We start from the raw sequence: 13326 nt of genomic DNA, 5'->3' as shown, positions 1-13326 counted from the left end.
GCAGACAGCAGTTCAGAGCCGTTCGCCGTCGTAGTACTCCGCCTCCACCCGCCGGTCGTAGAGCCGCGAGAGCAGGGTCGTAACGGGGCCGGCGGTTCCCTCGCCGTCGCCGTCGACCGCGATGCCGTCCACGGTCGCCACCGGCCGGATCTCCCACGTCGAGTTCGTGAGGAACACCTCGTCGGCCGAGCGAACCGCGTCGGGTGCGTACGTCCCCTCCTCGACCGGAATCCCCTCCTCATCGGCCAGTTCGAGGACGGTCTTTCGGGTGACGCCGGGAAGGATCGGCCCGTCGAGCGACGGCGTCTTGAGGGCGGTGCCGTCGGTGAAAAAGAGGTTCGAGGTCGCTCCCTCCGCGACGTTCCCCTCCGGATCGAGCATTAGCGCCTCGTCGGCGCCGGTCACCCGCAGCTCCAGCCGGGCGAGGATGCCGTTGAGGTAGTTGTGCGTCTTCGCATCCGCGGGGAGCGCCCGAGAGGAGGGTTTGCGCGTCTTGGTGGTCTGGAGCGCGGCGGGGCCGTCGAAGACGGGTGCCGAGTCGACACCGCCGCGCGCGAGGGGCTTGACGACCACGACGACTGTCGGGTCGACCTCCGGCTGGGGGTCGAGCGTCCCCGGCTGGCTCCCACGGGTGACCGAGAGCTTCACGTAGGCGTTTGCGAGGTCGTTTGCCGCCAGCGTCTCGTCGATCCGGCGTTTCAGGTCGTCGTCCGCGAGCCCGTGATCGAGCGCCAGCGTCTCGCAGGTGTTCGCGAGCCGCTCGGCGTGGGCCTCCCACCGGAACACGTTGCCGCCGTACGCGCGAAGCGTCTCGAAGGCGGCGTCGCCGTACATGAACCCGCGGTCGGTGACGGGCACCGTCGCCTCGTCGGCGGGCACCAGCTCGTCGTTCACGTGGTAGTGGAGCTGGTCGTCGGTCGACGTGTCGTCGGTCATGGGGTCGGTCCCTCTCCTTCCTGATCGCACATCGCGACGAAGTTCCCAACCATGCGTTTGCCCACAGGAGTGAGGATGCTCTCCGGGTGGAACTGCACGCCGACGTGCGGCCGGTCGCGCCGGCGGACGCCCATCACGACCTCGCGTTCGTCCTCCGTCGTCGCCGTCTCGACGAGTTCCTCCGGGAGGTCCTCCCGCTCGACACACAGCGAGTGGTAGCGCCCGACCTCGACGCGGTCGGGGAGTCCGGCGAACACGCCCTCGCCGTCGTGGGTGACCACGGAGGGCTTCCCGTGGACCACGTCGGGCGCGTGCCCGACGGGCGCACCCAGACTCGCACACAGCGCTTGATGGCCGAGACAGACGCCCAGAACGGGACGGTGGAGCGCGAACACGTCCGTCGAGACGCCCGCCTCCGACGGCGTCCCCGGGCCGGGCGAGACGACGATCCCGTCCGGGTCGATCTCGCGGATCTCCCCGATATCGACCGCGTCGTTCCGGCGAACCGTCACCGCGCCGGCGACCTCCCCCACGTACTGGACGAGGTTGTAGACGAACGAGTCGTAGTTGTCGATGACGAGGATCCGCGCAGCGGCGTCGCCGGCGCCGGGATCGGAGCTCCTCGCGGCGTGCTCAGGCATCGCCGGCACCCCCCTTCGTCCCGCCGTCTCCCTCGACGGCCATCTCGCCGGCCTCCAGCGCCTCGTCGATCGCGTTCACGAGCGCGCGCCCCTTCGCCAGCGTCTCCTCGTACTCCGCCTCCGGGTCGGAGTCGTGGACGATCCCCGCACCCACCCGAAGGTGGTACTCGTCGGCGTGCCGGACGAGCGTTCGGATCACGATGTTGAGCGTCGCACGCCCGTCGTAGCCCGCGGCGAGCATCGACCCGGTGTACGGCCCCCGTCGAGTGGGCTCCAGCTCGTCGATGATCTCCATCGTCCGGGGTTTCGGCGCGCCCGTGATGGTCCCGCCGGGGAAGCAGGCGGCGACCGCCTCCGAGAGGCTCACGTCGGGTCGAGCCTGCCCCTCTACGACGGAGACGAGGTGCATCACCTCGGAGTAGCGGTCGACCCGCCGGTACTCCGACACGTCGACGGTCCCGAACTGCGACACCTTCCCGAGGTCGTTCCGTTCGAGGTCGACCAACATCGCGTGCTCGGCTCGCTCCTTCTCGTCGCCGGTGAGCTCCGCCTCCAGCGCCGCGTCCGCCTCGGGCGTCTCTCCGCGGGGACGGGTGCCGGCGATGGGCTCCGTGACGAGGCGAGCGCCGGCGTCCGGATGGGTGTCGTCAGGCACCCGCTCCAACAACAGCTCGGGGCTCGCGCTCACGAGGTCGGGGCCGCCGCCCGGGAGGTCGCCGAACTCCACCAGCCCGGAGTACGGCGCCGGGTTCACGTCCCGGAGCGCGCCGTAGGCCGCGACCGGGTGGACGGCCGCGGGCGCCCGGAGCCGCTGGGAGACGTTCGCCTGAAACGTGTCGCCGTCGTGGACGTACTGCTTGACCGCCCGGACCGCGTCCGCGTACGCCTCGGCACCCACGTCGCTCTCGAAGGTGGCCGTGTCGCCGGGTGCCGGCGCCGGCCCGGTCGCGGGGTCGCCCTCGCGGATCCGCTCGACGAGTGTCTCGCCACGGGCGACCGCCTCGTCGTAGCACGCGTCGAGCGCGTCGGACTCCGCGTTCTCTCCCGGAATCCGCGGACACACCGTCACCCGAAGGGTGACCGGTTCGTCGCCCTCGTCGGGAACGGGACACTCCCACGACGCCACGCGGTCGAACGCCGCGACCTGCAGCCGAGGGGGTCCCCGGTCGTCGACCGCACCCGGCCCGTTGGGCGACGCCGGCGGGAAGTCCTCCAGCTCGCGGGCGGCGTCGTACGACAGCCAGCCGAACACGCCACACGGGTACGGCACGTCACAGTCGCCCCGGACCAGCGTCTCGTCGGCAAGCAGGCCGTCGAGCGCGGAGAGCGTCGGCGTTTCGCGGCGATAGTCGCCAGTGGGTGAGTCGGCGGTTGCGACCTGGCGGTCCGCAACCACGGCGTCCGCGGATACCGTCAGTCGCGACTCCGGATCGACGGCGAAGTGGCCCCAGCCGGACTGGCCACCCGTCGTCTCGTAGAACACGCCGCCCGGGCCGTCGCGGGCGCGTCGGTAGGCGTCGAACGGGGCCTCGACCGTGACCCGGAGTTCGACCGGGACGCGAGCGCCCGCGGGCGCCGTGTCGGCGACCTCGCGGAACCGCTCGCGGTCGGTGTAGACGAAACTGCGCATGGGTCACGCTTCGCCGGCTACGATGAAACGGTTGTGGTCGCCGGCGGTTGCGAAACGCCCGTCCGGTCTGCCGCCATCGGGAGCGGGCCGGCCGAGCTCAGAACTCCTTGGCGCGGTCGATCCACCTCGCCGCGCGCTTCTCGCCCACGCTGGTCCCCTCCGCGACCTCCGCGGGATCGGCGCCCGCGAGATCCCCGACGGTGTCGATCCCGATGTCCGCGAGCCGCTCGGCGTACGCCGGGCCGATCCCCTTGATCGAGTCGACGGACGTGGCGTCGTCGCCGGCGACCTCCGTGTCCTCGCTGTCGGGGCCGGCGGCCTCGGCCGGCTCCGCGGCTTCCGTCGGGTCGACCGACGCCTCCTCCTCGTCGACGAGCGACTCGGTCGAGGCGGCCGCCTCGGTCTCGGTGGCAACCGGCTCGTCGGCCTCGTCGGCCGGCGGCTCGGCTTCCTCGGCGGACGATGCCGACGCCCCCTCGTCACCGTCCGACTCCGCCGCCGTGCCCGCGTCGGCGCTCTCGCCCGACTCGCGCTCGACGGTTACCTCCGTCTCGGCTCCGCCGCGCTCGGAGTCGCCGCCTCCGAACCCGAGCTTCTCCTTGAGCTTCTTTAGTAGCGCCATCAGCGTGGATTATGGGTGGCGGCTATTTAAAAGCCGGCGGCGGGCGCCAAACGCAGCCGGTTCTCGGGCGTGTACCATCGAAAACCGCTCCGCTTGGAACCGCCGTCCGCCGCTTTCTCCGGCTTATAAGTCGGGTCAGCCCCATCTCCCCACATGGACCTGATCAACGCAGTGATGTGGACGATCCACGTCGGCTTCGCCGTGTTCTGGACCGGTAGCGTGCTGTTCGTCGCGAGCGCCGTGCTCCCGCCCGCGATGCGCGGGAACGTCGACGACGAGTTCCTCGGGCACGCGGTCGGCCGGCTGCGGTGGATCACCCGCATCGCCGCCGTCGCGTTCATCGTCTCGGGCGGCCACATGGCTGGAAACCTCTACACCGCCGACACCCTGTTCGGCTCCGGACGCGGCCACCTCGTGCTCACGATGATCGTGCTCTGGCTCGTCGGGACGGCGCTCGTCGAGATCGGCACCGGGAAGATCGCCGGCGGGCTCGACGCGGGCAAGCTCCGCGAACCCGCCCGCGCGGCCAAGCCCTTCTACTACGGCGCCGCCGCGGCCGCCGTCGGCCTGATCGTCACGGCCGGCCTGCTGGCCGCCCCGATCGCCTTTTAAAGAGACGATTTGCACCGGCGCCGCAGTTCCTCACTCCAACTCGGCCCTGAGCGCCGCGTTCATCGCCTCCACGGGCGCCGTCTCGCCGGTCCAGATCTCGAACGCCTCGACCCCCTGGAACAGCAGCATCCACGCGCCGTCGACGGTGGTCGCGCCGGCGTCCGCCGCCTCCCGGAGCAGGCGCGTCTCGATCGGGGTGTACACCGCGTCGAGCACGGCGAGGTCAGCGTGGAGGAGCTCGGCGGGGACGGGCGTCTCGTCGCTCTCCATCCCGACGCTGGTTGCGTTGACGAGCACGTCCGCGGCGGGGACCGCCTCGGGGAGCGCGTCGAGTCCCGTTCCGGTCGCGCCCGGCACGTCCGCGGCGAGGGCCTCGGCCGTCGACACGGTGCGGTTACAGACCGTCACGTCGGCGCCGGCGTCCGCGAGCGCGAAGGCGGCCGCACGGCCGGCCCCGCCCGCGCCGACCACGACCGCGTCCCGACCGTCGAGTTCTACGTCGTGGTGGGCGAACGCCCGCGTGACGCCCGCGGCGTCGGTGTTGTACCCCACGGGGCGGGCGTCGGGGTCGTCGGGAGAGGCCTCGGAATCGCCGTCGACCACGGGGCCAAAGTCGACCGTGTTCACCGCGCCGATGCGCTCGGCGAGCGGGTCGGCATCGACGGCGTCCAGCACGTCCTGTTTAAATGGAATCGTCACGTTGAGGCCGCTGACACCGAGAGCGGCGGCGCCCTCGACTGCCCGGATGGCGTCATCCTTCCCCGGCTCGAAGGTGACGTAGCGGGCGTCCAGCCCGAGTTCCTCGTAGCCCGCCTCGTGGAGGGGCGGGGAGAGTGAGTGGCCGACCGGGTTGCCGATCAGTCCGTATACGTCCATACGCGGAGGCTGCTCCGCTCCGGCAAAAAAGCCGCCGTTGCGGCGGTCGTTTCGCCGACGGTGGAAACGAGCGCGGCGACGCCGCCTCAGAGAACGCCCGTCGTCGTCGCGACCTCGATGGCGGCCTCCTCGCTGATCCCACCCTGCAGGATGGTGTAGCGGTCGCGGATCTCGTGGGCGCCGGTGAACGCCTCGATCAGCTCCTCGTCGCGCACGCCGAGCTCGTCGGCGGTCGTGGGCGCGTCGAGCGCGTCGAGCGCCTCGCGGATCGCCATCCACTGGCCGTCCTCGCCGCTGTGGAGGTACTCCGTCATGATGGAGGCGACGCCGACCTGGTGGCCGTGGAGCGCCTTGCCGGGCGCGATCCGGTCGAGCTGGTGGGAGATCAGGTGTTCGGCGCCGGAGGCGGGCCGCGAGGAGCCGGCGATCGACATCGCGACGCCCGAGGAGACGAGCGCCTTCGCGACCATCCACGACGACTCCTCTAACCCGGGTTTGATCGAGTCGGCGCTGGCGACGAGCAGCTCCGCGGTCATCTCCGAGAGCGCGCCGGCGTACTCGCTGTACTCCACGTTCCGGAGGCGGCGGGCGAGCTTCCAGTCTTTCACCGCGGTGTAGTTGGAGATGATGTCCGCACAGCCCGCGGTCGTCAGCCGCCACGGCGCGTCCGCGAGCAGCTCCGTGTCGGCGACGACCGCCAGCGGCGGGTCGGCGGCGACGGAGTGCCGAGTATCCCCCTCCGGGATCGACGACCGCCCGGAGACGATGCCGTCGTGGGAGGCAACCGTCGGGACGGAGATGAAACCGACGCCGAGGTGGTCGGCAGCCATCTTCGCGGTGTCGATCGGCTTGCCGCCGCCGAGCGCGATCAGGTAGCCGGGGTCGACCGCCTCCGCGGTGTCCTTCAGCTGCTCGACGGCGTCGAAGGAGGCCTCCTCGACGACCGCAGTCGCGGCGTCCGGGAACTGCGCGCGGACGCGGTCGCCGACGATCTCGTTCGGCGTCGGACTCGTCACGATCAGCGGTCGGCCCGTGAGGTAGAGTTCGCCGACCGCCGCCCCGAGCTCGTCGACCACGCCGTGACCGAGCAGCACCGACCGGGGCAGCTTGATCCACTTCGCTTTCTCGAACATACCGGTGGCACACGCCGGCGGCCCAAAGCCGTTGTCACTCCCTAGGGGGCGACGCGTGGCGACCCCTGGCCGCGAATCCGCTACAAGAACCCGAGAAGCGTCGTCGCGGCGTCGACGAGGAAGAAAATTCCGAATCCAGCCAGCACCAGCGCGGATCCCACGGCGACGACGGGCGCGAACGTCTCGATCCGGCTCTCGGCGGCGACGAGCCCCGCCGGAAACGCCAGCACCCAGCCGAACACGCCGACGAAGAAGCCGCCGACGAGCGCGGGCGAGCCGGTCGTGACCACGAGAAGGCCCGTCAGCTCGGTGCCGACGACTGGGAGATACGAGAGCACGTCGAGCGTCCCGGGCCGAAGCAGGCCGACCCCGACCGTCAGCCAGAAGAGGATCTGGTAGGGGTTCGTCAACGCCAGCGCGAACGCCTTGCGGAACCCCTTCCCGGCTTCCAGCCGCGGCTCGTCGCCCGACGTGGGACGGAACGACGCCCGCGCGGAGCGCGCGGCGTCGAGCGCGAAGTAGCACATGAGGACGCCGCCGACCGCGACCATCGCCGCCTGCAGCCGCGGGAGAGCCGTGATGGCGCCGACGAGTCCGACGTACGCAAGCGCGAAGAACAGCACGTCCGCGAGCGCGGCACCGGCCCCGGCCTTGACGCCGGCGAGCCAGCCACGGAGGACGGACTCTTCGGCGATGACCGCGTTCATGGGGCCGGGGGGCGCCGCCAGCGCCAGGCCGAACAGCGCGCCGACGGCGACGTTCGCGAGGAGACTCACGTCGTTCGACAGCGCAGGTTCCCTCAAAAACCCCCCGAAGCAGGCGTGTTCGTCGGCGGGCGCAGCCCGACATTGACGGACGGATCCGGGGGTTGAAGATGGGATCCGTCCATCGGAATCGGCGGACTGACTACGGCTCGCCGGAATCGTCGGCGTCCCCGGTACCGTCCGCGCCCGCCGTCCCGTCGTCCGCGCCCTCGTCCTCGTCACGCTCCACGCGGATCGAGCGGGCGACCTCCGCCGGGAGACTCTGCTCGCCGGCGGGCGTCTCGACGGTGACCATCCCGAACGGGGCCACGTCCACGACGGTCACCGCCGTCCCGGGCGTAACGCCGGCGTCGGCGAGATAGTCCAGCTCCGCCTCGTCGCGGTCGGAGACGCGAGTGACCTGGACCGTCTCGCCCGTCTCGACCTCGCTCAGTCGGGGGTGTTCGGGATCGGAGAGTGGTTCGAGGTCGGCGCTCGGGATCGGGTCACCGTGGGGGTCGAACTCCGGGTCGCCGAGCGCCTCCGCCACCCGGCGCTCGAACTCCTCGGAGATGTGGTGTTCGAGCGCGTCGGCCTCCTCGTGGACCTCGCTCCAGTCGTAGTCGAGCCGCTCGGCGAGAAACGCCTCCAGCAGCCGGTGGTGTCGGACGACCTCCAGCGCGACCGCCTCGCCCTCCGCGGTGAGCTCGACGCCCTTGTACGGCTCGCGGTCGACGAGCCCGCGGTCGTCGAGCTTCCCCAGCATGTCCGTCACGGTCGGCGGCGTCTTGTCGAGGTACTCCGCGATGGACGAGGTCGAGACCGGCGGCCCCTCCTCCGTTTGAAGGACGTAGATCGCCTTCAGATAGTCCTCCATGACGTCGCTGAGCATTTAAAGGGAGTTGCGGAGGCGGGCGGAAATAGCTACCGGAGGAGGGAGTCTCCACCGGTCGCCGGTCGTCGGTCGCTATCACCGGCCGGTCACCGGTCGTCGGTCGCCGGCCACCTATAAGGCGCCCCCGAGCGAACCGGAGGACGACAGATGAGCCGGAACGACGAGGTCGCGGACTGGTTGGAGGAGTTCGCCGACCTCCTGGAGGCGCAGGGGGTCGAGTACAAGCCGACGGCGTACCGCCGAGCGGCCGAGAACGTCCGCGACCACCCGGCACCCGTCGAGAATCTCGCCGGCGAGGGCACCGACGCGCTCGACGAGATCGACCGGGTGGGCGACGCCATCGCCTCGAAGATCGTCGAGTACTTCGAGACGGGGTCGGTCGCGGAGCTGGAGGAGCTCCGCGAGGAGCTCCCGGTCGACATGGCGGCGCTCACGAGCGTCGAGGGCGTCGGGCCGAAGACGGTCGGCTCCCTTTATGAGGAGCTTGACATCACCACGCTCGACGAGCTGGAGGACGCCGCCGAGAACGAGCGGATCCGCGAGATCAAGGGGTTCGGCCCCAAGACGGAGACGAACATTCTGGAGAACATCCCTTTCGCCCGGGAGGCCCAACAGCGCGACCGGCTGGGCGACGCCCGCCCCGTCGCGGACGCCGCACTGTCGTACCTCGCCGACGTCGAGGCCGTCTCGAAGGTGGAGGTGTGCGGCTCGATCCGCCGCTGGAAGGACACCATCGGCGACGTGGACGTGCTGGTCGCGAGCGACGCGCCCGAGTCCGTCGTGGAGTCGTTCACCGACTGGCCCGCCGCCGACGCCGTCATCGAGGCGGGCACCGGCAAGTCCAGCGTGCGCGCCGACGGGATGCGCGTCGACCTCCGGGTGGTGGCCGTCGAGGAGTTCGGCGCCGCCCTCCAGTATTTCACCGGCTCGCGCGACCACAACATCGCCGTGCGCAACCGCGCCATCGACCGTGACCTCAAGGTGAACGAGTACGGCGTCTTCGACGTGAGCGAGGTGGACGAGGCGGCCGGCAGCGACGCCCCCGGCGAGGGTCAGCGCGTCGGCGATCGCGTCGCCGGCGAGACGGAGGCCGGCGTGTACGACGCCCTCGACATGGAGTGGGTGCCGCCCGAACTCCGCGAGAACAACGGCGAAGTCGACCTCGCGGGCCGCGAGTCGGACGGCTCGCTCCCCGACCTCGTCGAAACGAGCGACATCCGTGGCGACCTCCACACCCACACCGACTGGTCCGACGGCTCGTTCACGATCGCGGAGATGGTCGCGGCCGCCGCCGACCGCGGCTACGACTACCACGTCGTCACTGACCACGCTGCTGGCCCCGGAATCTTCGGCAACACTGGCCTCGACGAGGCCGACATCGCCGAGCAAGCGGAGGCGGTGGCCGCGGTCGCCGAGGAGGCCCCAATCGGCGTGCTCCACGGCATCGAGGCTAACATCGACGCCGAGGGCGCGATCACGACGGACGACGAGACGCTCGCCGACCTCGACCTCGTGGTCGCCTCCCCGCACTCCGCGCTCGACCAGAACGCCGACGCCGCCACCGAGCGGCTCGTCCGGGCGGTCGAACACCCCGAAGTCGACGTGCTCGGCCATCCAACCGGGCGGATCATCAACAGCCGGCAGGGAGTCGCCCCCGACTTCGAGCGCGTCGCCGCGGCCGCCGCCGACGCCGACACCGCCATCGAGGTGAACGCCAACCCCGCGCGGCTCGACGCCAACGGCGACGCCGTCCGCATGGCCCTCGACGCGGGCGCGACCATCGCCGTCAACACGGACGCTCACACTCCGCGAGAGTTCGATCACGTCCGCTACGGCGTCCACACGGCCCGACGAGGGTGGGCCGAGCGCGCCGACGTGCTCAACACGCGCTCGCCCGAGGAGCTCCGGGCGTTTCTGGAGTGACGGACGGCGCGGACCGCCGGGAGGGTGGGAACGCGGGCGAGAGCGGGGACGAGAGCGGGACGCCCCCAGCGGTCCTCCTCGACGTGATGTGCGGCACGCTCGCCACCTATCTCCGGTTTTGCGGCTACGACGCCGCCTACGCGCTCGACCGCGACGTGGAGTCCGACGACCGCCTGCTGGCGATCGCCGCCGAGGAGGACCGACTGCTGGTCACGCGCGACCGCGAGCTGGCCGCCCGAGCCGACGCTCGTGAGGACACCGACGGTGTCCTCTTGCGGGAGCGCGACGTGCTCGACCAGCTCCGCGAGCTTCGCGCGGCCGGTCTCCCAGTCGAACTCGCCGACGAGCCGCGTCGTTGTGGTCGGTGTAACGGCCCGGTCGAACGCGACGACACCGCGGCCGCGGACCGCCCCGACTACGTCCCCGACGACGCCCACCCGGTGTGGCAGTGTCGCGACTGCGGCCAGCGATTCTGGAAGGGGGGCCACTGGGAACGGGTGGCCGAGCGGGTGGACGGCGTCTGAGAGGCGGAGGCGAAGTCGGAGTTGAAGTCGAAATCGAAAACGAGCTGGGCGCCTACCGCGGCGTCCAGGCGTCGCAGGCGTCCATGTCGTCCATGACCTCCTCGTGCTTCCGGCAGTAGGGCTGCATCCCCTCGTCGGTGCGGGCGTAGTCGAACTTCGCGCAGTTGCCACAGTAGGTGTCGCCGGGGCCGTCGCGGGGGGACGCGGATGGCTCCGCGTCGCCGGCGGACGCCGACTGGCTGTCCGTCAGGACGGTCGCGCCGCCGGCGCCCGATCCGTCAGACCCTGCGTCGCCGTCGATCGGCGACGTGATGCGCTCGGCGGCGCTCCCGCCGTCGCTCACCTGCTGTGTGCCGCCGGGGCCGCTCGTCAGCGCGCCGCCGGCTCCGCCTGAACCGCTCGAACCGCTCGAACCTCGCGAGTGCCCGGACTTTCCGGAGCTCTCCGAATTGTCCGCCCCGGCCGTCCCGGGGCGGTTGGTCTGCGTCTCCACGTCGCCGTCGGGCGTGCCGCCGAGCAGGCCGACGCCGCCCATACTCCCGAGCTGGCCGCGGTCGACCTCGATGATCTTCGTCTCGCCTTTGTGGGTCACCTCCATTGTCACGGTGCCGCCGGGGTCGTTGCGGGTTTTGAAGTTCGCAATGCCGACGAACAGACACCAGAACGTCGTCGCCGCGCCGAGGAAGTAGAGCCCCGCCGTCGGCAGCGTGAGGTCCATGCTGTCCGCGTGGGTGACCGTGCCGCCGATCCACTGGCCGGGGTAGGCGTGTGCGAACATCGCGACGCCGAGTCCCATCACTGCGGCGCCGACGAGTGCGGCGGCGCGCGTGTTCCGGTCGGCCGGCAGCACCGTCATCACGCCGAGCAGGAGCGTCGGGACGCCGAGCCCGCCGAGCACCCCGCCGTAGAGCCGCGCATCGCCAAGCGTGTAGCCGCGAGCCGTCAACATCTCCGTGCCCGCCGCGAGAATGCCGGCGACGAGCAGCAGCGTCCCGGCGGCAAAGAGGGAGACCCCGAGGTAGAGTCGGCGGAGGTCCGTCTCCTGACGACCCCGCCCGCCGTACACCTCCGAGAGACTGGTCATAAGTGCCCTACAACCTCCTCTGTGAAAACAGTACGTCAGACGTTCGTGTGACGAAGTAGCACGGGTGACGACGAGCCCTCAATACCGGCCGCGGATCGCGGGCTATCGAAAGTATTACCGTCGCGCCAGCGGAACCGCGACGTATGAGCGAGAACGACGAGGAGGAAGCCGAACCCGCCGTCGAGCTCGGCGAGGGACCGGACGTCGAGGGGCAGCCGGTGGCGCGCGTCGCCGCCCGACTCACCTGGCCCGCACAGCAGAGCGATGTCGTCGCCGTCGAGGGCGACGCCACGATCCGCACGCCCGAGGGCCCCCGCGAGCTCGCCGACGTGCTCGCGGAGTCCGACGTTGCGCTGTTCGAGACCCGCGGCGACTTCGTCGAGGCCGTCGAGGCCGTCGTCGGCTCCGGCCCGGTCGCGACCGAGTAGTTCCGCACCCGCCTTCGCCGCCACCGATCACCGCCAAACCGCCGGCGTCCCCCTCCCTTTTGTGCGACCGGACCCAGATCCGGACGTGACGCTCCCCTTCGATCCCGACGAGCTCGACTCCGACGCGTACGGCGAGAAACGGGCAACGCTGGCGATGGACCACGAGGAAGCGATCGAGCACGTCCGTGAGGTCTGTACGGACGCCGGATTCGGCTTCCCGAGCGAGTTCTCCCCCTCGAAGATGCTCAACGAGAAGGTCGACGCCGACCGCGACCCCTACTACGTGCTCGGCGCCTGCAACCCCGCGATGGCGAACCGGGCGCTCGACGCCACCGACGAGCGGATCGGCGCGCTGTTCCCCTGTAACATGGTGGTGCGCCAGCTGGAGCCCGGCACCCAGGAGGTGTACCACGTCTCCATCATGAAGATCGCCCGGCTGCTCGGCTTCCCGACCGACGACGAGGAGATGGACGCGATAATCGAGGAGACCGGCGAGATGGTCGACGCCGTGTACGCGAACCTCGACAGCGTCGAGAACGACAGCTAGAAACCGCGAGTGTGGCGCCGGCGGCGCCGCGGGCCGCGGGCCGCGGGCCGTCTACCGCTCCTCGGAGTCGAGGACGCGGATCTGGTCGCCCCGAACGGTGACCGGAATCGGGACGGTCGCCTCGTACAGCTCGACGGTCACCTGGTCTTTGCCCTCGTCGATGCGCTGGACGCGGGCCTTCTCCCCTTTGAACGGCCCGGCGATCAGCTCGACGATGTCGCCCTCGGCGATCCCCTCGACGTCAGGGGTCGGCGAGAGGAAGTGCTCGACCTCCGAGAACGGGCTCTCCGCCGGGCCGTCGGGGCCCTGAATGACGCCACTGGCGTGGGGGATCTCGTCGAGGACCCGGGCGAACACGCTGCCGTCCGACGCCTCGACCATCACGTAGCTGGTGAGCTGGTCGGGAGCGATGACCGCGTGGATCTCCGGCATCTCCTTTTCGGCGAGCATGTCGGCGACGGTCCGCTCCTGGCTCGCGGTCGTCTTGACCGAGAAGATCGGCATTACGCTGCCCCGACCCCCGGCAGGAGGCTCATGATCGTGAAGATGAGAAACCCGAGGAAGCCGATCAGCAGAATGCCGGCCCCGGCGATCTTCGACACCTGGAGGAACTCGCCGGTGCTGGGGGTGCTGGCGAGCTTCAGCACGCGAATGTAGCTGTTGAGGTCGTACGGAACGTCCATGTTACGAGCGGCTTCGAGACGCGACGGTTTTTACCTTTTGATGCGGGAC

The 13326-nt window shown here is 70.6% G+C and carries 16 protein-coding genes; 5 read left to right on the top strand and 11 right to left on the bottom strand.

All coding sequences use genetic code 11. The features are described 5' to 3' along the window. Positions 1 to 12: 12 nt before the first annotated feature. The 4 genes from ACYQ07_RS06645 to ACYQ07_RS06630 form a co-directional block, all read right to left on the bottom strand. Entirely contained in the window at positions 13 to 936 is a 924-nt protein-coding gene (locus ACYQ07_RS06645; RefSeq protein ID WP_459879046.1) for an aminotransferase class IV, read from the bottom strand. Continuing rightward, a complete protein-coding gene (locus tag ACYQ07_RS06640) occupies positions 933 to 1577 on the bottom strand; it encodes an anthranilate synthase component II (protein ID WP_459879044.1) in 645 nt (214 codons plus the stop codon). The genes ACYQ07_RS06645 and ACYQ07_RS06640 overlap by 4 nt, the downstream gene beginning before the upstream one ends. Then, positions 1570 to 3207, bottom strand: coding sequence for an anthranilate synthase component I family protein (locus ACYQ07_RS06635; protein ID WP_459879042.1), 1638 nt, complete (start codon positions 3205 to 3207; stop codon positions 1570 to 1572). Before ACYQ07_RS06635 ends, ACYQ07_RS06640 begins: the two co-directional genes overlap by 8 nt. A 97-nt stretch (positions 3208 to 3304) precedes the next feature. Continuing rightward, a complete protein-coding gene (locus ACYQ07_RS06630) occupies positions 3305 to 3829 on the bottom strand; it encodes a helix-hairpin-helix domain-containing protein (RefSeq protein ID WP_459879040.1) in 525 nt (174 codons plus the stop codon). A gap of 153 nt (positions 3830 to 3982) precedes the next feature. On the opposite strand from ACYQ07_RS06630, the gene ACYQ07_RS06625 reads away from it, so the two are divergent. Then, positions 3983 to 4441 carry a transporter gene (locus ACYQ07_RS06625; protein WP_459879038.1) on the top strand — a complete coding sequence of 153 codons (459 nt, stop codon included), beginning with the start codon at positions 3983 to 3985 and terminating at the stop codon, positions 4439 to 4441. A gap of 30 nt (positions 4442 to 4471) precedes the next feature. Here ACYQ07_RS06625 and ACYQ07_RS06620 read toward each other — a convergent pair whose 3' ends face one another. From ACYQ07_RS06620 to ACYQ07_RS06605, 4 genes are all read right to left on the bottom strand, one after another. Beyond that, positions 4472 to 5317 carry a shikimate dehydrogenase gene (locus ACYQ07_RS06620; protein WP_459879036.1) on the bottom strand — a complete coding sequence of 282 codons (846 nt, stop codon included), beginning with the start codon at positions 5315 to 5317 and terminating at the stop codon, positions 4472 to 4474. An 86-nt stretch (positions 5318 to 5403) separates the two neighbouring features. Next, entirely contained in the window at positions 5404 to 6450 is a 1047-nt protein-coding gene (locus tag ACYQ07_RS06615; RefSeq protein WP_459879034.1) for an NAD(P)-dependent glycerol-1-phosphate dehydrogenase, read from the bottom strand. Positions 6451 to 6530: 80 nt separating this feature from the next. Continuing rightward, complete coding sequence (locus ACYQ07_RS06610; protein WP_459879032.1) at positions 6531 to 7226, bottom strand: LysE family translocator; 696 nt, start codon at positions 7224 to 7226, stop codon at positions 6531 to 6533. Between the two features lie 130 nt (positions 7227 to 7356). Further along, on the bottom strand, positions 7357 to 8085 hold the full coding sequence (locus ACYQ07_RS06605) for a metal-dependent transcriptional regulator (protein ID WP_459879030.1): 729 nt from the start codon (positions 8083 to 8085) through the stop codon (positions 7357 to 7359). Between the two features lie 150 nt (positions 8086 to 8235). Between ACYQ07_RS06605 and polX the strand changes: the two genes are divergently transcribed. Continuing rightward, positions 8236 to 10011, top strand: coding sequence for a DNA polymerase/3'-5' exonuclease PolX (gene polX, locus ACYQ07_RS06600; protein ID WP_459879028.1), 1776 nt, complete (start codon positions 8236 to 8238; stop codon positions 10009 to 10011). Beyond that, entirely contained in the window at positions 10008 to 10535 is a 528-nt protein-coding gene (locus ACYQ07_RS06595) for a Mut7-C RNAse domain-containing protein (protein WP_459879026.1), read from the top strand. The genes polX and ACYQ07_RS06595 overlap by 4 nt, the downstream gene beginning before the upstream one ends. 52 nt (positions 10536 to 10587) lie before the next feature. Here ACYQ07_RS06595 and ACYQ07_RS06590 read toward each other — a convergent pair whose 3' ends face one another. Beyond that, positions 10588 to 11619, bottom strand: a complete 1032-nt coding sequence (locus ACYQ07_RS06590) for a cell division protein CdpA domain-containing protein (RefSeq protein WP_459879024.1) — start codon at positions 11617 to 11619, stop codon at positions 10588 to 10590. 143 nt (positions 11620 to 11762) lie between these two features. Between ACYQ07_RS06590 and ACYQ07_RS06585 the strand changes: the two genes are divergently transcribed. Both ACYQ07_RS06585 and ACYQ07_RS06580 read left to right on the top strand, forming a co-directional pair. Next, entirely contained in the window at positions 11763 to 12047 is a 285-nt protein-coding gene (locus tag ACYQ07_RS06585; protein ID WP_459879022.1) for a DUF5789 family protein, read from the top strand. A gap of 85 nt (positions 12048 to 12132) precedes the next feature. Further along, the gene (locus ACYQ07_RS06580; RefSeq protein ID WP_459880253.1) at positions 12133 to 12594 is read left to right on the top strand and encodes a DUF302 domain-containing protein; all 462 of its coding nucleotides are present in this window, start codon (positions 12133 to 12135) and stop codon (positions 12592 to 12594) included. A gap of 51 nt (positions 12595 to 12645) precedes the next feature. On the opposite strand, the gene ACYQ07_RS06575 is transcribed toward ACYQ07_RS06580, so the two are convergent. Next, positions 12646 to 13098, bottom strand: a complete 453-nt coding sequence (locus ACYQ07_RS06575; RefSeq protein ID WP_459879020.1) for a transcription elongation factor Spt5 — start codon at positions 13096 to 13098, stop codon at positions 12646 to 12648. After that, a complete protein-coding gene (locus ACYQ07_RS06570) occupies positions 13098 to 13277 on the bottom strand; it encodes a protein translocase SEC61 complex subunit gamma (RefSeq protein ID WP_459879018.1) in 180 nt (59 codons plus the stop codon). Before ACYQ07_RS06570 ends, ACYQ07_RS06575 begins: the two co-directional genes overlap by 1 nt. Between the last annotated feature and the right edge of the window lie 49 nt (positions 13278 to 13326).

It is taken from the genome of Halorubrum gandharaense (assembly GCF_054654575.1).
This window is presented reverse-complemented; position numbering and strand designations above follow the sequence as displayed.